Below are 17,961 nucleotides of genomic sequence, written 5' to 3'. Positions count from 1 at the left end.
AGAGCGGTGCTCAGGCCTGGTTGGTGGTGATGAAGGTGACGGCGTCGCCGACGGTCTTGAGGTTCTTGACCTCTTCGTCGGGAATCGTGACGCCGAACTTCTCCTCGGCGTTCACGACGATCGTCATCATCGAGATCGAGTCGATGTCGAGGTCGTCGGTGAACGACTTCTCGAGCGCGACCTCGTCGGCCGAGATGCCCGTCTCGTCGGTGATGAGCTCGGCGAGCCCGGCGAGGACCTCGTCGTTGCTGAATGCCATGGGATTCTCCTTGTGTTGGCGGTGTATCGGGTGGTTCGGGCAGGAGCCCTGCCCGGGTCGGGGTTCAGTCTAGGTGCGGGGTGCGCACCCTCACGGGAGCACGACGACCTGCGCGCCGAACACGAGTCCTGCGCCGAAGCCGATCTGGAGGGCCAGGCCGCCGCTGAGCTCGGGGTGCTCCTCGAGCAGACGGTGGGTGGCGAGGGGGATCGAGGCGGCGGAGGTGTTCCCCGTCGTCTCGATGTCGCGTCCGATGACGACGGTCTCGGGCAGGCCCAGCTGCTTGGCGAACTCGTCAATGATGCGCATGTTCGCCTGGTGCGGCACGAAGGCCGCCAGATCGGATGCCTCGACGCCCGCTGCCTCGAGGGCCTTACGGGCGACCTTGACCATCTCCCACACGGCCCAGCGGAACACGGTCGGCCCCTCCTGACGGAGGGTCGGCCACGGCGCGGTGCCGTCGCGGAACTCGATGAGGGTGTGGTCCATGCCGACGGCGTCGGCTTTGGAGCCGTCCGAGCCCCACACGGTGGGTCCGATGCCCGGGGTGTCGCTCGGGCCGACGACCACCGCGCCGGCACCGTCGCCGAGGAGGAAGGAGATCGACCGGTCGGTCGGGTCGACGACGTCGCTGAGCTTCTCGGCGCCGATGACGAGGGCGTAGTGTGCCGCGCCGGAGCGGATGAGGGCATCGGCCTGCGCGACGCCGTAGGCGAAGCCGGCGCAGGCGGCGTTGAGGTCGTACGCGGCGGCGGGGTTCGCCCCCACGCGGTCGGCGACGACCGCCGACATCGACGGGGTCTGCCGCGGGTTCGAGATCGTCGCGACGATGACGGCGTCGATCTGGTCGGCGGCGACCCCCGAGCGGGCGATCGCCTCGGCGCCGGCCTCGGCCGCGAGGTCGAGCGCGGAGGTCTCGGCGTTCGCGCGGGTGCGGGTGACGATGCCGGTGCGCTGGCGGATCCACTCGTCGCTCGAGTCGATGGGACCCACGAGGTCGTCGTTGGGCACGGCGTTCTCACCGCGCGCGGCGCCGTACGAGTAGATGCGGGTGTGCGCCGCTCCGGTGGACTGGGTCAGGGTGGCGGTCACGCGTCTTCTCCTGTCAGCAGAGCGGCCGCGGCCGCCAGGTCGTCGGGCGTCTTGACCGCGACGGTCGGCACGCCGCGCAGCGCGCGCTTGGCGAGTCCGACGAGGGTGCCCGCGGGCGCGAGTTCGATGATGCCCGTCACCTCATGCGCCGCGAAGGACTCCATGTCGAGATCCCATCGGACCGGCGAGGCGACCTGCGCGACCAGGAGGTCGAGCGCGGCGCGTCCGTCCGCGACGGTCGATCCGTCGCTGTTGGTCCAGAGCGTGAGAGCGGGCTCGGATGCCTCGACCTCCGTGGCCGCCGCGCGCAACGTATCGACGGCGGGAGCCATGTACGAAGTGTGGAATGCTCCCGCGACCTGCAGCGGAATGACCCGTGTGCCGGCGACGGGGCTCTCCGCGAGCGCCGCGAGAGAGTCGAGAGCGCCCGCGGCGACGATCTGACCGGCGCCGTTGTGGTTCGCAGGGGTGAGACCGAGCTCGTCGAGGCGGGCGAGCACGGCATCCCGGTCTCCGCCGATGATCGCGCTCATGCCCGTCTCGGCCGCGGCGGCGGCCTCGGCCATCGCTCGACCGCGGATGCCGACGAGGCGCATCCCCTCGTCGTCGGTCAGGACGCCGGCGGCGACCAGCGCCGCGACCTCGCCGACGGAGTGGCCCGCGACGCCTCCCGGCGTCGTCCCGTCCGCCGTCTCGAGCAGCGCCGCGTACGAGACGAGACTCGCGGCGACGATGAGGGGTTGGGCGACCTGCGTGTCGCGGATGCGGTCGGCATCCCACTCCGTGCCGGCGGCGATGAGGTCGACGCCGCTGTCGGCGGAGTAGCGCTCGAGCCGCTCGCGGACGCCGTCGACGGCGAGCCACGGGGTGAGGAACCCGGGGGTCTGCGAGCCCTGTCCGGGGAAGACGGTGATGATCACTGCTCTATCCTGCCAAGATCTCGCGCCGCGCGCTGGGGGTGGTGTCACAACAAAGCCGGAATGCTCTGTGTGTGTCCCACAATCAACCCGCTCGGCGCGCGCCCGCCGACCGCCGCCGGGTGACCTCCGTGCCGATGGAGCCGATGATGAGCGCGGTCTGCAGGATGAGCGCCTCGCGCGGTCCCGTCGCGTCCCAACCGATCACGTCGGAGACGCGCTTCAGGCGATAGCGCACGGTGTTCGGGTGCACGAACAGCTCTCGCGCCGTCGCCTCGAGGGAGCGTCCGTTGTCGAGGTAGGCCCACAGCGTCGTGACCAGATCGGAGGAGTGCGCCAGCAGGGGGCGGTAGATGCGCTCGACGAGCGTCGCCTTCGCGGCGGAATCGCCCGCGAGCGCACGCTCGGGGAGGAGATCGTCGGCCTCGACCGGACGAGGCGCATTGCGCCAGGCTCCCGCGACCGCGAATCCGGCCAGGGCGGCCCGAGCGCTCTGGCTCGCGTCGATCAGCGCCGGCACGGTCGGCCCGAGCACGAGGTGCCCCGCCCCGAAGCCCGGCTCCAGTCGCTTGGCGATGTCGATGAACGCCAGCTCCGCCGGGGCCTCGTCGCCCACGGGTGCGTCAGCACGACCGATGACGAGCACGAGCCGCGACCCCTGCACGCCGATGAGGACGTCGACGCCGAGTTTGCGCGCGAGGCGGCGCAGCTGATCGACGTCGAGCTGGGGGGGAGTGGTGCCCACGAGCACCGCGACCTCGCCGTGGCCGTGCCACCCGAGGGCGGCGATGCGGCTCGGCAGCTCCTCGTCGGCCTCGCCCGTGAGGATCGAGTCGACGACGAGGGCCTCGAGGCGCGCGTCCCAGAGTCCACGCGCCTCGGCGGCCCGCGCGTACACGTCGGCGGAGGCGAAGGCGACCTCGCGCGAGAACAGCAGGATGCTCTCGCGCAGGTCCTCCGCGCGGCCCGCGACGCGCTCCTCGGTGACGGCGACCGTCACGCGGATGAGCTGCAGCGTCTGCGTCAGGCTGACGCTCCGGAGCAGCTCACGCGGCGCCGCCGCGAAGATGTCGGCCGCGATCCAGGGTGTCGAGGTGGGGTCCTCGTACCACTGGATGAACGAGGCGATGCCCGCCTGCGCCACAAGTCCCACCGCCGATCGCCGTGCCGGCGGCATGTCGGCGTACCACGGCAGCGTCTCTTCGAGCCGCTTGATCGTCGTCGTCGCGAGGTCTCCGGAGATCCGTCGCAGCCAGGCGAGGGTCTCCGCCTTCTCCTGCGGGGTGGGGCGGGCGGGCATCGAGTCGATCAGCTCTCGCCGCCGGCGTTCCCGGTGGTGCCGGCGGTCACGTCGTGCAGGCGGTACTTCTCGATCGCCTGCGCCGAGAGGTGACGATCGACGACGCCGTCCTCCGCGAGCGCCTGCAGGGCGCGCACGACGACGGACGGACCGTCGATCTTGAAGAAGCGGCGTGCCGCGGCCCGCGTATCGGAGAAGCCGAAACCATCGGCGCCGAGCGTCGCATACCGGCGCGGCACCCACTGCCGGATCTGGTCCTGCACCGCGTGCATGTAGTCGCTGACCGCGACGACGGGGCCCTCGGTGCCGGCGAGCTTGTCGGTGAGGTAGGCCGTGCGCGGCTCGTCGGCCGGGTGCAGGAAGTTGTGCTCGTCGGCGGTGAGCCCGTCGCGGCGCAGCTCCGTCCAGCTCGTGACCGACCAGACATCGGCGACGACGCCCCAGTCATCCTTCAGCAGCTGCTGCGCCTCGAGCACCCACGGCACCGCGACACCCGACCCGAACAGCTGAACGCGAGGGCCTTCGCCTTCGCCCTCGGAGATGCGGTGGAGGCCGCGCACGATGCCCTCGACGTCGACACCCTCGGGCTCGGCGGGTTGGATGATCGGCTCGTTGTACAACGTCACGTAGTACGTGACGTTCGGGTCGGGATGGTTCCCGCCGTACATCCGCTCGAGACCAGACCGCACGATGTGGGCGATCTCGTACCCGTAGGCGGGGTCGTAGGAGATCGTCGCGGTGTTGGTGGATGCCAGCAGATGCGAGTGCCCGTCGGCGTGCTGCAGGCCCTCCCCGGTGAGCGTCGTACGCCCGGCGGTGGCGGCCATGAAGAACCCGCGCGCCATCTGGTCGGCGGCCGCCCACTGGGCGTCGCCCGTGCGCTGGAAGCCGAACATCGAGTAGAAGAGGTACACCGGGATGAGCGGCTCGCCGTGCGTCGCGTACGCCGTACCCGTGCCGGTGAACGCGGCGACGGCGCCCGCCTCGTTGATGCCGACGTGCATGATCTGGCCCTGCGGGCTCTCCTTGTAGGCGAGCAGCAGGTCGCGGTCGACCGACGTGTAGTTCTGGCCGTGCGGGTTGTAGATCTTGGCGGTGGGGAAGAAGGCATCCACACCGAACGTGCGCGCCTCGTCGGGGATGATCGGGACGATGCGGTTGCCGAAGTCCTTCGAGCGGAGCAGGTCCTTCAGGAGGCGCACGAAGGCCATCGTCGTCGCGATCTCCTGGGTGCCCGACCCCTTCTTCGGCAGCGAGTAGGCGCTGTCATCGGGGAGGGTGATCGGCACGTGGTGCGTGCGGCGCTCCGGCAGGAAGCCGCCGAGCGCACGGCGTCGCTCGACCATGTACTGGATCGTCTCGTCCTCGGCGCCCGGGTGGAAGTACGGCGGCAGGTACGGGTTCTCCTCGAGCTGCGCGTCGCTGATCGGAATGCGCATCGAGTCGCGGAAGTGCTTCAGGTCATCGAGCGTCATCTTCTTCATCTGGTGCGTGGCGTTCCGCCCCTCGAAGTGATGCCCGAGCCCGTAGCCCTTGATCGTCTTGGCGAGGATGACGGTCGGCTGCCCCTTGTGCTCGGTCGCCGCCTTGTAGGCCGCGTAGAGCTTCTGGTAGTCGAGACCGCCGCGGCGCAGGCCGCCCCAGATGTAGTCGTCGGAGAGGTCCTTCACCATCGCGGCGGTACGCTCGTCGCGCCCGAAGAAGTGGTCGCGGATGAACTTGCCGTCCTCGGCGCGGTACGTCTGGAAGTCGCCGTCGGGAGTGGTGTTCATCAGGCGCACGAGCGCGCCGTCGTGGTCCTGCTGGAGGAGCTGGTCCCAGCCGCGGCCCCAGACGACCTTGATGACGTTCCAGCCCGCGCCGCGGAAGAACGCCTCGAGCTCCTGGATGATCTTGCCGTTGCCGCGCACCGGGCCGTCGAGACGCTGCAGGTTCGCGTTGACGACGAAGGTGAGATTGTCGAGACCCTCGTTGGCGGCCACCTGGAGCTGACCGCGGCTTTCGACCTCGTCCATCTCGCCGTCGCCGAGGAACGCCCACACGTGCGAACCCGAGACGTCCTTGATGCCCCGGTTGGTGAGGTACTTGTTGGTCATCGCCTGGTAGATGGCGTTGATCGGTCCGAGACCCATCGACACCGTCGGGAACTGCCAGTACTCCGGCATGAGCCGGGGGTGCGGGTAGGACGGAAGGCCGAGCGGCGCCTTCGACTTCTCCTGGCGGAAGCCGTCGAGCTGGTCGGCGGAGAGACGCCCCTCGAGGAACGAGCGCGCGTAGATGCCGGGGGAGGCGTGCCCCTGGATGAAGATCTGGTCGCCTCCGCCGGGGTGGTCGGGACCGCGGAAGAAGTGGTTGAAGCCGACTTCGTAAAGGGATGCCGACGAGGCGTACGTCGAGATGTGGCCACCCACGCCGATGCCGGGGCGCTGGGCGCGGTGCACCGTGACGGCGGCGTTCCAGCGGATCCAGCGGCGATAGCGTCGCTCGAGCTCCTCGTCACCGGGGAAGTCGGGCTCGTTCTCGGGGGCGATCGTGTTGATGTAGTCGGTGACCGGCACCTGCGGCACGTTGAGCTGCAGCTCGTGCGACTTGTTCAGCAGGCTCAGCATGATCTCGCGGCCACGCCCTGCGCCCTTCGCCTGAACCAGCTGGTCGAGCGATTCCGCCCACTCCGCCGTCTCTTCTGGGTCGCTGTCCTGGGGACCCTGCGAATACGGATCCTGATCGTTGACCGTCACGGGAGACCTTTCGTCGTCTGGCAGATCATGCCAGGTTCGGGGCTGAGAATGCGCGCGGCTTTGTGAGGCGGCGACAACGCATCCTGGATCAGCCTAGTCACATCCGGACCCGACGGGCTCGCCGAGGAGCGGGAGAAAGCGGTGGGCCCTGCCGGGATCGAACCGACGACATCCACGGTGTAAACGTGGCGCTCTACCAGCTGAGCTAAAGGCCCTGATCCCTCGAGTCTACGATCCCGGCGGAGCGGCGACGTCCCGTACCGCTGTCGGCGGCGCCGCGGAAGATGGTGCGGCTGTGGCCGGACCGCTGCGGGCGGCGCGCGGTAGGTTGGTCTCGTGAAAGCTCGCCCCGCCGACCAGCTCCTTCTGATCGACCTCGCCCGCCTCGACGGCACGATCCGCGCCGCCGACACCGCGCGGCGGAACCCCCCGCAGGGCGCCCGGGTGACCGAGCTCGTCGCACAGCGGCAGGCGCAGTCCGCGGAGCTCACGACTCTTCTCGGCGACCGCGACGACGCCCGCGCCGAGCTCGCCCGCCTCGAGTCAGACGTCGCCCTCGTCGACGCCCGTGCGGCGCGCGACACCGAGCGCCTGGCCGCGACCTCGAACGTCAAGGAGGCCCAGGGGCTCGAGCACGAACTCGCCTCGCTCGCCGCGCGCAAGAGTGCGCTCGAAGACGCCGAGCTCGAGATCATGGAGCGGCTCGAGGCCGCCGATGCCGCGGTCGCCGCGCAGGAAGCCGTCATCGCGGCCACCAACGACGAGGGTGCGCGGGTCAGCGCCGAGGGGAAGGCCGCCGTCGCCGGTGCGACTGCGACGTGGGAGTCGGCGACCCGCGACCGCGCCGCGATCGCCGAGCGGGTCCCCGGCGACCTGCTCGCGGTGTACGACCGCATCGCCGCGCGCGGCGTCGGTGCCGGGCTCCTCCGCGCTCGCACCTGCGGGGCGTGCCACATGGTTCTTTCCGGCACCGACCTGTCGTCGCTCCGCCAAGCGGCCGACGACGACGTGGTGACCTGCCCCGAGTGCGGCGCGATCCTCGTCCGCACCGCCGAGTCCGGGCTGTGATCCGACGGCGGCCGTGACCGCGCGTCCGCGCTGGCGGGCGGTGGGACGCGACGGCGAGGAGATCGTCATCGTCGAGGTGGCCGCCGATCTCGGCGAGCTCGCACGACGGCGCGTGCCCGCCCACGCCTGGGCGACGCTCGTCGCCGAGATCGAGGCATCCGCCGACGACGTGCCCGCACGCTGGGTGTGGAGCGACACGACGCGCTGGTACCAGGCGCTCCTCGCCGCCGGCGTGATCGTCGCGCGGTGTCATGACCTGAGGCTCAGCCACGCGATCCTCCGCGCGAGCGACCTCGTCACCGACGCGCACGATCTCCGCGCTGCCGAGGAGTGGGATGCCCCGCCTTCCGCGCCGACCACCGCGGCCGCGCCCGCGCTGTTCGACCTGGGGGAGGCATCCGGTCGGGTCGGCGTCCCCGACGACATCGACGCCGTGCTCGCCGAATTCCGGCGCGAGGAGCGCGCTGTCGCGGAGACGTCGGAGCCCGGTCGGCTGCGCCTTCTGCTCGCCGCAGAGTCGGCGGGCGCGCTCCTTGCGGAGGAGATGCACGCGGCGGGGCTTCCGTGGAGCCGGGCCGTGCACGAGGAGATCCTCGAGCGAACTCTCGGAGCGCGGCCCGCGCCGGGCACGCACGCGCCCCGCGTCCAGGAGCTCGCAGCCGCGATCCGCACCGCGCTCGGCGACCCGGCCGCGAGCCTCGATTCGCAGCCGAAGCTCCTGCGGAGCCTCCACCGGGTCGGGGTGACCGCGGCATCCACCAGCCGGTGGGAGCTGGCAGAGTACGACCACCCGGTCATCGCCCCGCTCCTGCAGTACAAGAAGCTCACGCGCCTGGCGAGCGCGAACGGCTGGGCGTGGCTCGACGAGTGGGCGGGGGGCGGCCGGTTCCGCCCCGTCTACGTGCCGGGCGGCGTCGTCACCGGCCGCTGGGCGTCATCAGGCGGGGGCGCGCTCCAACTGCCCCGCCAGCTGCGCGCCGCCGTGCGGGCCGACCCGGGCTGGACACTCGTCGTCGCCGACGTCGCCCAGCTCGAACCGCGCGTGCTCGCGGCGATGTCCGGCGACACCGCCCTCGCCGACGCGGCGCGGGGACGCGACCTCTACGAGGGCATCGTCGCGGGCGGTGCGGTGCCCACCCGCGCCGACGCGAAGATCGCGATGCTCGGAGCCATGTACGGCGCGACGACCGGCGACAGCGGACGCCTCGTGCCCGCACTGCGCCGCACGTATCCGCGCGCGATGGGCCTCGTCGACGACGCCGCCCGGGCGGGGGAGGCGGGCGGCACCGTCCGCACCTGGCTCGGCCGCACGAGCCCGGCGTCCTCCGCCGACTGGCGCGAGACGCAGAGCCGCGCGGGAGCCCCCGAGGCGACGGCCGCCGACCAGAGCTCGGCGCGGCGGTCCGCGCGCGACCGCGGGCGGTTCACGCGCAACTTCGTCGTGCAGGGGACCGCAGCGGAGTGGGCACTCGCGTGGCTCGCCGATCTGCGGGGAGCGCTCCTCGCGATGCCCGAAACCTCCCCGAGCAGTGCTGCCGCGGCATCCGGCGCCGCCTTCTCACGCCGTCCGCACCTGTGCTTCTTCCTGCACGACGAGATCATCGTGCACACGCCGACCGACCAGGCGAACGAGGTCGCCGAGGCGGTCGCGCGCTCCGCCGCGAACGCCGCGACGCTGCTGTTCGGCCGCTTCCCGATCGACTTTCCGCTGGATCTGCGCATCACCGACGACGCCGCGAAGTGAGCGGCCCGCGCTCCCGCGTAGACTCGAGCGCGCGAATGGGTCGGCTGGACGGTCGCGTTGCGGGTTCGCCCGCACCGAGGAACGTCCGGGCTCCACAGGGCAGGGCGGTGGGTAACACCCACCCGGAGTGATCCGCGAGACAGTGCCACAGAGAGCAGACCGCCGACGCGAGTCGGTAAGGGTGAAAGGGTGGTGTAAGAGACCACCGGGGTCGTGGTGACACGACCCGCACGGTAAACCTCGCCCGGAGCAAGGTCAGACAGGGGATGCCGACGCGGCCCGCCGAGTCCCCGGGTAGACCGCTGGAGCGGCACGGCAACGTGTCGCCGAGAGAGATGACCGTCCACGGGGCTTCGGACTCACCGTCCGAGGCCCCCGGACAGAACCCGGCGTACAGGCCGGCCCATTCGCCTTCTCGACCCGCACCGTCTCAGCCCTCCTGTGCGGCGAGCCGCGCGACCGGAGTCAGTAGGCGTCGACGATCGACAGCGACGCGGCGCCGATGATCCCGGCGTTGTTGCGGTGCGTGGCCGGGACGATCGGAGTGTTGAGGTCGAGCAGCGGCAGGAACTTGTCCGAGTGCTTCGACACGCCCCCGCCGACGACGAACAGGTCGGGGCTGAGGAGGAACTCGAGGTACGAGTAGTACCACTGCAGGCGCTTCGCCCACTCCTTCCAGGAGAGCTCCTCGCGCTCGAAGGTCGAGTACGCGGCCCACTCCTCGGCATCCTTCTTGTGGTTCGCGCGCTGCAGGTGACCGAGCTCGGAGTTGGGGATGAGGTGGCCGTCGTAGAGGATCGCGGTGCCGATCCCCGTGCCGAGCGTCGTGAGGATCGTGAGGCCCTCGACACCCTTCGCCGCGCCGTAGCGCGCCTCGGCGAGCCCGGCGACGTCGGCGTCGTTGGCGAAGTGGATGGGGCGGCCGAGACCCTCCTCGAAGAACTTCTCGGCGTCGAAGCCGATCCACGTGTCGGCGACGTTCGCGGCCGACAGCGTCTTGCCGTGCTTGACGATCGCAGGGAACGCGACCCCGAGCGGCATGTCGGTGTCGTTCACCTCGAGAGTCGCGAGCACCTGGCGGACGGCGGTCAGCACGTCGTCCGGCTCCGCACCGGAGGGCGTCGCCACCTTCACGCGCTCGCTCACGAGCGCCCCCGCTTCGAGGTCGACCACCGCACCCTTGATGCCTGTGCCGCCGATGTCCACACCGACCGCACGCGTCACGTTCTCCGTCATGGCCACAGCATAGCCAGACACCCACTCCCGGTCGTTAGGATCGGACACATCCAACGGAGGGAACACGATGTCCAGCGGTGAAGACAAGTACTGGTACAACCTCACGACGGGAACCGTCGAGCGCGGTTTCGAGTCGCCCGCGATCGATCGGGCGGGTCCGTTCGACACCGCCGAGGAGGCCGCGAACGCGCCGAAGCTCCTCGCCGAGCGCTCTCGCGCGTGGGCGGACGAGGACGCCGCCGAGGACGCGTGGGTCGATGACGCCGGCCAGGGCGGCGCGGCCACCGGGAATGAAGGAGACTCGGCCCCGGGCCGATAGTCTGATCAGGGCCGTGCTTCTGGCGAAGTCGCGGCGTTTCACGGGATCTGCGCAGCGCAGGTGAGAGGACGCGATGGACAAGCAGCGGGACTTCGTACTGCGCACGATCGAGGAGCGCGGCGTCAAGTTCGTGCGCCTCTGGTTCACCGACGTGATAGGCACGCTCAAGTCGGTCGCGATCGCGCCGGCGGAGGTCGAAGGCGCCTTCGCGGAGGGCCTCGGCTTCGACGGCTCGGCGATCGAGGGCCTGACGCGCTCGTACGAGTCGGACCTGCTCGCGCACCCCGACCCCACGACCTTCCAGACGCTGCCCTGGCGCGGGGAGATCGACCCCACTGCCCGCATGTTCTGCGACATCACGACGCCGGACGGCCAGCCGGCGGTCGCAGATCCGCGGAACGTCCTCAAGCGCACGCTCGCGAAGGCGGCGGATGCCGGGTTCACCTTCTACACGCATCCCGAGATCGAGTTCTACCTGCTGAAGTCGTCGACTTACGGCCCCGACGGCCCCGAGCCGGTGGACTCGGCCGGCTACTTCGACAACGTGCCCGGCGGGACGGCGCACGACTTCCGCCGCCGGAGCGTCCGGATGCTCGAGGACCTCGGCATTTCGGTGGAGTACAGCCACCACGAGGGCGGCCCGGGGCAGAACGAGATCGACCTGCGCTACGCGGACGCGCTCGCGACGGCCGACAACATCATGACGTTCCGCACGGTCGTCAAGGAGGTCGCGATCGAGCAGGGCGTCTACGCGACGTTCATGCCGAAGCCACTCTCCGGCAAGCCCGGCAGCGGCATGCACACCCACATGTCCCTGTTCGAGGGTGACCAGAATGCGTTCTACGAGGAGGGCGCGCAGTACCAGCTCTCCAAGGTCGGTCGTCAGTTCATCGCCGGGCTCCTCACCCACGCGAACGAGATCTCCGCCGTGACGAACCAGTTCGTCAACTCCTACAAGCGTCTGTGGGGCGGCGACGAGGCGCCCAGCTTCATCTGCTGGGGCCACAACAACCGCTCCGCACTGGTCCGCGTGCCGATGTACAAGCCCAACAAGGGGCAGTCGACGCGCGTCGAGTACCGGGCACTCGACTCCGCGGCGAACCCGTACCTCGCGTACGCGCTGATGCTCGCGGCCGGACTCAAGGGCATCGAGGAGGAGTACGAGCTCCCGCCCGAGGCCGAGGACAATGTGTGGTCGTTGACGGATGCCGAGCGGCGCGCCCTCGGCTATGCGCAGCTCCCCGCGAGCCTCGACCACGCGCTCGAGTACATGGAGGATTCCGAGCTCGTCGCCGACACACTGGGCGAGCAGGTCTTCAACTACGTGCTCCTCAACAAGCGCCGCGAGTGGCACGAGTACCGCGCGCAGGTGACGCCGTTCGAGCTGAAGAGCAACCTGGAGATGCTCTAAGCGCCATGTCGGCCGGCCAGCGCACTTCGGTCCGGACCACGCTGGCGCGGGACGGGTTCGGTGACATCGATGCGGCCGACGCGCTGCTGACCGAACTGGCCGGCGAGCTCGATCTGACGCGCCCCGAAATCCTGGTGGGCGCCGACGGGGCGGCTGATCCCGATGCGGCGCTCGGCGGGCTGGCGCGCATCGCGCGTCGTGACTCCGCGGCGCTGTCCGCCGCGCTTCGTCGGGTGGGACCGACCCTGTGGCTGCTGCTCGGGGCCTCGAACGGGTTCGCGGACTTCTACCTGCGGCATCCGGGCGAGCTCGCCCATCTGCCAGAACCCGGCGGCGACCTGCCGACGGCCGACGAGCTCGTCGCCGAGCTGCAGGATGCCGTCGCGGCCGACGACGACGGGTTCGCCGCGACCGGCGACGAGAGCGCGTGGGTCGCGCTCCGCGTGCGTTACCGGCGCCTCCTCGCCCGTATCGCGGCATACGACCTCAGCGCGCCCGACCCGGTGGAGGCACTGCCCTCGGTCGCCGCCGCGCTCGCGGATGCCGCCGGCGCGGCGCTGGAGGCATCCTTGAGCGTCGCGCGCACGCGTGTCTCCGGCGGCGCGGCGGGCGCCGGACTCTTCCCCCGCTCTCAGGTCGCCGCGACACAGCTCGCGATCATCGGCATGGGCAAGACCGGGGCGCGCGAACTCAATTACGTGAGCGACGTCGACGTCATCTTCGTCGGCGGAGGATCGGACGAGTTCACCGCGGAGATCGGCGAGAGCCGGGTCATCGACATTGCGACGCGGCTGGCCGTACAGACGATGCGCGGGATCTCCGGCATGGAGGTCGAGCCGCCACTGTGGGAGGTGGACGCGAACCTCCGCCCCGAGGGGAAGCAGGGGGCGCTCGTGCGCAGCCTCGATTCGCACCTGTCGTACTACGACCGGTGGGCGAAGAGCTGGGAGTTCCAGGCGCTCCTCAAGGCCCGCCCGCTCGCGGGAGATCGCATGCTCGGCGAGGCATACGTCGCGGCGGTGCAGCCCAAGGTCTGGACGAGCTCCGCGCGCGAGAACTTCGTCGACAGCGTCCAGCGCATGCGCGAGCGGGTGACGGAGTTCATCCCCGCCGACGAGGTGCCGTATCAATTGAAGCTCGGGCCCGGCGGCATCCGCGACATCGAGTTCACCGTCCAGCTCCTGCAGCTGGTGCACGGGCTCGCCGACGAGCGCATTCGGCAGCGCGGCACGCTCGACGCCCTGTCCGCCCTCGTCACCGAGGGGTACATCGGGCGGGCGGATGCCGCGGCGTTCGCACGCGACTACCGCATGCTGCGGGTGCTCGAGCACCGCGTGCAGCTACGCGATCTGCGGCGCACGCACCTCATGCCGCAGACCCCGGACGGCCTGCGGAACCTCGCGCGGGCGAGCCGGCTGGCTCCCGACGGCGCGGGTGTCTGGGCGGTGTGGGAGGGCATCAAGCGCGAGGTGCGCGAGATCCATGTGCGCCTCTTCTACCGTCCGCTCCTCTCTGCGGTCGCGGCGCTCCCCGCGGAGGAGCAGAAGCTGTCGACCGAGCAGGCGCGCGACCGCCTCGCCGCCATCCGCTTCCGCGATCCGGCCGGGGCCCTCCGCCACATCGGGGCGCTGACGGGCGGGATCAGCCGCAAGGCCGCGATCCAGCGGCACCTCATGCCCGTCATGATCCGGTGGTTCGCCGACGGCGTCGATCCCGACTACGGGCTTCTCGCGTTCCGCCGCGTCAGCGAACGCCTGGGGGAGACGCCGTGGTTCCAACGCGTGCTCCGCGATTCGGCCGGCGCGGCCGAGCGGCTGACGCGCGTCCTGTCCGGATCGCGCTTCGTCGGCGAGCTCATGGAGTGGATCCCCGAATCGGTCGCGTGGCTCGACGCCGAAGACCAGTTGCGGCCGCGCAGCGGGGTCGCGCTCCAGGAGGAGGCGCGGGCCATTCAGACACGCCACGACACGATCGGTGAGGCGATGAGCGCCGTCCGTGCGCTGCGCCGACGCGAACTCCTGCGTCTCGCATTCGCGTCGGTGCTCGAAACCATCACGATCGAGGAGCTCGCCGAAGGCCTCACGACGATCAGCGAAGTGACGATCCAGGCGACGCTTCGCGCCGTGCGCCGCGAAGTCGTCCCGCCGGAGGATCAAGCGCTCGACTTCTCGGTGATCGCGATGGGACGGTTCGGCGGGCGAGAGCTCGGATTCGGCTCGGATGCCGATGTCCTCTACGTCTACGACGCCAACGGCCTCGATCCCCAGCGAGCGAACGAGCTCGCCCAGAAGATCGTGGCGGGCCTGCGCACCTACTCGGAGGATCAGCGCGTTCCGTTCGAGCTCGATGCGGACCTCCGACCCGAGGGCCGCAACGGCCCGCTCGTCCGGTCGATCGAATCGTACGCCGAGTACTACCGCCGCTGGTCGCTGTCGTGGGAGGCGCAGGCGCTCCTGCGCGCGCGGGGCATCGCGGGGAGCGTCAAGCTCATCCGTCGCTTCATGGCCCTCGCCGATGAGGTGCGCTACCCCGAACGCGTCGCCGTGCAGGATCTGCGGGAGATCAAACGGATCAAGGCACGCGTCGAAAACGAGCGGCTTCCGCAGGGGGTCGACCGGGCGCGGCACTTGAAGCTCGGCCCGGGTGGGCTCAGCGACGTCGAGTGGCTCGTGCAACTCCTTCAGCACGAGCACGCGCACGAGATCCCGGCGCTGCGGACGACCTCGACCCTGGGAGCGCTGGAGGCGGCACGCGAGGCGGGGTTCGTGCCGGATGCCGCGGCAGAGCGCCTTGCGGCGTCGTGGCGGCTCGCGAGCCGCCTGCGCTCGGCGAACACGCTCCTCTCCGGGCAGACGAGCGACGTGCTCCCGACCGACCGCGCGAAACTCGACGGCATCGGACGGCTGCTCGAGTACCCGGCCCGCTCGGCCACGCTCGTCGAGGAGGAGTGGCTCCGCACCGCCCGCCGCGCCCGCCGCGACTACGAGCGCCTCTTCTACGGCTGAGCGCCCCGCCCGATCGCGCGCTGGCGCGCAGCGGCGGTGTATTGAGATCACCGCAACGCCGAAGGCCCCGGCATCCGCACAGGGATGCCGGGGCCCTCGCGTCAGGGTGCGTCAGACTCCGAAGTACAGTTCGAACTCGAACGGGTGCGGGCGCGCGGCCAGCGGCTTGATCTCGTTCTCGATCTTGTACTCGATCCACGTCTCGATCAGCTCGGGCGTGAACACGCCGCCCGCGAGCAGGAACTCGTGGTCGGCGCGGAGCGCCTCGAGCGAGTCGAGCAGCGAGTTCGGCACCTGCGGGATGTTCTTGGCCTCCTCGGGCGGCAGCTCGTAGAGGTCCTTGTCGACGGGCTCGTGCGGCTCGATGCGGTTCTTGATGCCGTCGAGGCCCGCCATCATCTGCGCGGCGAAGGCGAGGTACGGGTTGCCGGAGGCGTCGGGGGCGCGGAACTCGATGCGCTTGGCCTTCGGGTTCGATCCGGTGATCGGGATGCGGATGGCCGCCGAGCGGTTGCCCGCCGAGTAGACGAGGTTGACCGGAGCCTCGTAGCCCTTGACCAGGCGCTTGTAGGAGTTCAGCGTCGGGTTGGTGAAGGCGAGGACCGCGGGGGCGTGCGCGAGCAGGCCGCCGATGTACCAGCGCGCCGTGTCGGAGAGCCCTCCGTAGCCCTTCTCGTCGTAGAAGAGCGGCTTGCCCTCGAGCCAGAGCGACTGGTGCGTGTGCATGCCCGAGCCGTTGTCGCCGAAGAGCGGCTTCGGCATGAAGGTCGCGACCTTGCCCCACTGCTCGGCGACGTTCTTGACGATGTACTTGAACTTCAGGATGTCGTCGGCCGCGTGCACCATCGTGTCGAAGCGGTAGTTGATCTCCTGCTGACCGCCGGTGCCGACCTCGTGGTGTGCGCGCTCGAGGACGAGGCCCGACTCGATGAGGTGCAGCGAGATGTCGTCGCGAAGGTCCGCCGTCTTGTCGACGGGGGAGACCGGGAAGTAGCCGCCCTTGTACGGGGTCTTGTTGGCGAGGTTTCCGCCCTCTTCGGCGCGACCGGTGTTCCAGGCGCCTTCCTCGGAGTCGACGGAGTAGAACGAGGAGTTCTGCTTCACTTCGTAGCGGACGTCGTCGAAGATGTAGAACTCGGCCTCGGGGGCGAAGAACGCGGTGTCGGCGATGCCGGTGGAGGCGAGGTACTTCTCCGCCTTCTTGGCGACCTGGCGCGGGTCCTTCGAGTAGATCTCGCCGTTGCGCGGGTTGTAGATGTCGAAGAGCATGATGAGCGTCTTCGCCTCGCGGAACGGGTCGATGTACGCGGTGGAGACATCCGGAATGAGCTGCATGTCGGACTCGTGGATGTTCGCGAAGCCGCGGATCGACGAGCCGTCGAAGAGCTGCCCGACCGTGAAGAACTCCTCGTCGACGGTCGAGGCGGGGATGTTGAAGTGCTGCTGCACACCAGGAAGGTCCGTGAAACGGATGTCGAGGAACTTGACGTCCTCTTCCTGGATGAACTTCAGCACCTCGGATGAATCTTTGAACATGGAGTCTCCAAGATCGGGTGTGGAACGCGCCTGTCGGTGGCAGGCTCGTGCCCGACGCTATCGGCGAGGGGTTGCCCCCCAGTATCTCGCGTGTTTCGGGCGTGTTACGCGGTGCTCGGTAGAATCAGCGGGTGACGGATGCCGTAAGCGAGAACACCTATCCCGGCGAACGTCTCGGGTTTCCGCCGGCCGGCTCCGGCTCGATCGCCCGTCCCGGCCGGCGCCTCGCCGCCCTCGCGATCGACTGGGCGTGCGCCGTGGTCCTCTCGGTCGCCTTCTTCTCCTACGACTCGCTCGCCACCCTCGCGATCTTCGCCATCGTGCAGATCGTCTTCCTGCCGACGCTCGGCGGGAGTCCCGGACATCGCCTGCTCGGCATGCGCCTCCAGCTCGTGACGGGCGGATGGGTGGGCCTCTGGCGCCCCATCATCCGGACCGCGCTCCTGTGCCTCGTCATCCCCGCCGTGATCTGGGATGCCGACCAGCGCGGCCTCCACGACAAGGCCGCCGGCACCGTGCTGCTGCGCGCCTGACCTCTCGGATCTCCCGAGTCAGCGAGGACGAGGGGCGCGCGCCTTCGTCGGGTCGATGCCCTTCGGGATCGGCAGCGAGGTGACTGACTGCGACACCGAGTCGACGCGCTTGACGACGGCCGCCATGGTGGCGCGGTCGACCTTCTTGGGCTGCGACTTGATGGTGGAGGCGAGCTTGGAGATGGGCACGTCGCCCTCGCCGTGGCCGACGTAAACGACCTGGATCGGCACGCCCGAAGCGACGCGCTGCACCTTCATCTTCTCGTCGTTGACGAGCCGCGTGAGGCGACCGCGCGAGCCTTCGGCGACGATGACCACGCCCCCGCGGCCGATGACGCGGTACACGGCATCCTGCGTCTTCGGGTTGATGCCGACCGGCATGTCGGAGGCGACCCAGTTGCGGCCGAGCGACGTCGAGAGGACGTGACCCGAGGCGCCCGGCATGCCGTCGAGCTTCTTGTACATCGCGCGCGTCGACAGGCGCGTGAGGAGGATCATCGCCCCGAGGATGCCGAACATCAGCCCGGTAAGGCTCCACAGGATGACGCTCCACACCGCGACCGGCTGGATGAGGAAGCCGATCAGCACGCCGATGCCGATACCCAGCACCACGATGCCGATGAGGGCCCAGGGGAGCCACGGGAACTCGGCCTTCGTGAAGGTGAACAGGGAGCGCAGCTGCGCGAAGAATCCGGGGCGCTTCTCGGGAGCGGAACTGCGGGATGCCATGCCACATAGCCTACCGTCGGCGCCTCGACCTCATCACCGCCTCCTCCCCAACAGGCCGATCGAGCGATTCGTCC

The 17,961-nt window shown here is 70.0% G+C and carries 14 protein-coding genes, 1 tRNA gene and 1 other RNA gene; 7 read left to right on the top strand and 9 right to left on the bottom strand.

Annotated features, from left to right (window positions below):
• Positions 1-10: 10 nt before the first annotated feature.
• From ACRVYW_RS00580 to ACRVYW_RS00555, 6 genes are all read right to left on the bottom strand, one after another.
• Entirely contained in the window at positions 11-259 is a 249-nt protein-coding gene (locus ACRVYW_RS00580) for an acyl carrier protein (protein ID WP_005049448.1), read from the bottom strand.
• A 90-nt stretch (positions 260-349) separates the two neighbouring features.
• Positions 350-1,351 (bottom strand): beta-ketoacyl-ACP synthase III, encoded by a 1,002-nt coding sequence (locus ACRVYW_RS00575; protein WP_431800698.1) that lies wholly within the window; start codon positions 1,349-1,351, stop codon positions 350-352.
• A complete protein-coding gene (locus ACRVYW_RS00570) occupies positions 1,348-2,271 on the bottom strand; it encodes an ACP S-malonyltransferase (RefSeq protein ID WP_431800696.1) in 924 nt (307 codons plus the stop codon). Before ACRVYW_RS00570 ends, ACRVYW_RS00575 begins: the two co-directional genes overlap by 4 nt.
• An 82-nt stretch (positions 2,272-2,353) precedes the next feature.
• Positions 2,354-3,568: a PucR family transcriptional regulator gene (locus tag ACRVYW_RS00565; protein WP_431800694.1), complete on the bottom strand. Its 1,215-nt coding sequence runs from the start codon at positions 3,566-3,568 to the stop codon at positions 2,354-2,356.
• Between the two features lie 8 nt (positions 3,569-3,576).
• On the bottom strand, positions 3,577-6,306 hold the full coding sequence (gene aceE, locus ACRVYW_RS00560; RefSeq protein WP_431800692.1) for a pyruvate dehydrogenase (acetyl-transferring), homodimeric type: 2,730 nt from the start codon (positions 6,304-6,306) through the stop codon (positions 3,577-3,579).
• Positions 6,307-6,448: 142 nt separating this feature from the next.
• A tRNA-Val gene (locus ACRVYW_RS00555) sits at positions 6,449-6,521 on the bottom strand.
• A 121-nt stretch (positions 6,522-6,642) separates the two neighbouring features.
• On the opposite strand from ACRVYW_RS00555, the gene ACRVYW_RS00550 reads away from it, so the two are divergent.
• The 3 genes from ACRVYW_RS00550 (at position 6,643) to rnpB (ending at position 9,528) form a co-directional block, all read left to right on the top strand.
• Positions 6,643-7,374, top strand: coding sequence for a zinc ribbon domain-containing protein (locus ACRVYW_RS00550; RefSeq protein WP_431800690.1), 732 nt, complete (start codon positions 6,643-6,645; stop codon positions 7,372-7,374).
• Between the two features lie 13 nt (positions 7,375-7,387).
• A complete protein-coding gene (locus ACRVYW_RS00545; RefSeq protein WP_431800688.1) occupies positions 7,388-9,118 on the top strand; it encodes a bifunctional 3'-5' exonuclease/DNA polymerase in 1,731 nt (576 codons plus the stop codon).
• A 36-nt stretch (positions 9,119-9,154) separates the two neighbouring features.
• Positions 9,155-9,528, top strand: an RNA gene (gene rnpB, locus ACRVYW_RS00540) — RNase P RNA component class A.
• A gap of 55 nt (positions 9,529-9,583) precedes the next feature.
• On the opposite strand, the gene ppgK is transcribed toward rnpB, so the two are convergent.
• On the bottom strand, positions 9,584-10,354 hold the full coding sequence (ppgK, locus tag ACRVYW_RS00535) for a polyphosphate--glucose phosphotransferase (RefSeq protein WP_431800687.1): 771 nt from the start codon (positions 10,352-10,354) through the stop codon (positions 9,584-9,586).
• A gap of 67 nt (positions 10,355-10,421) precedes the next feature.
• Here ppgK and ACRVYW_RS00530 point away from each other — a divergent pair, with 67 nt between their 5' ends.
• From ACRVYW_RS00530 to ACRVYW_RS00520, 3 genes are all read left to right on the top strand, one after another.
• A complete protein-coding gene (locus tag ACRVYW_RS00530; RefSeq protein ID WP_431800685.1) occupies positions 10,422-10,673 on the top strand; it encodes an SPOR domain-containing protein in 252 nt (83 codons plus the stop codon).
• Positions 10,674-10,746: 73 nt separating this feature from the next.
• Entirely contained in the window at positions 10,747-12,084 is a 1,338-nt protein-coding gene (gene glnA, locus ACRVYW_RS00525; RefSeq protein WP_431800683.1) for a type I glutamate--ammonia ligase, read from the top strand.
• A 5-nt stretch (positions 12,085-12,089) separates the two neighbouring features.
• A complete protein-coding gene (locus tag ACRVYW_RS00520; RefSeq protein ID WP_431800681.1) occupies positions 12,090-15,089 on the top strand; it encodes a bifunctional [glutamine synthetase] adenylyltransferase/[glutamine synthetase]-adenylyl-L-tyrosine phosphorylase in 3,000 nt (999 codons plus the stop codon).
• A 111-nt stretch (positions 15,090-15,200) separates the two neighbouring features.
• Here ACRVYW_RS00520 and glnA (ACRVYW_RS00515) read toward each other — a convergent pair whose 3' ends face one another.
• Positions 15,201-16,625, bottom strand: a complete 1,425-nt coding sequence (glnA, locus tag ACRVYW_RS00515) for a type I glutamate--ammonia ligase (RefSeq protein WP_431800679.1) — start codon at positions 16,623-16,625, stop codon at positions 15,201-15,203.
• Between the two features lie 131 nt (positions 16,626-16,756).
• Here glnA (ACRVYW_RS00515) and ACRVYW_RS00510 point away from each other — a divergent pair, with 131 nt between their 5' ends.
• A complete protein-coding gene (locus ACRVYW_RS00510) occupies positions 16,757-17,158 on the top strand; it encodes an RDD family protein (RefSeq protein ID WP_431800677.1) in 402 nt (133 codons plus the stop codon).
• Between the two features lie 18 nt (positions 17,159-17,176).
• Here the strand turns inward: ACRVYW_RS00510 and ACRVYW_RS00505 are convergent, their stop codons facing one another.
• Positions 17,177-17,887, bottom strand: a complete 711-nt coding sequence (locus ACRVYW_RS00505) for a DUF4191 domain-containing protein (protein ID WP_431800675.1) — start codon at positions 17,885-17,887, stop codon at positions 17,177-17,179.
• Positions 17,888-17,961 lie beyond the last annotated feature (74 nt).

Source organism: Microbacterium sp. bgisy203 (assembly GCF_965345155.1).
Classification (GTDB): Bacteria; Actinomycetota; Actinomycetes; order Actinomycetales; family Microbacteriaceae; genus Microbacterium.
This window is presented reverse-complemented; position numbering and strand designations above follow the sequence as displayed.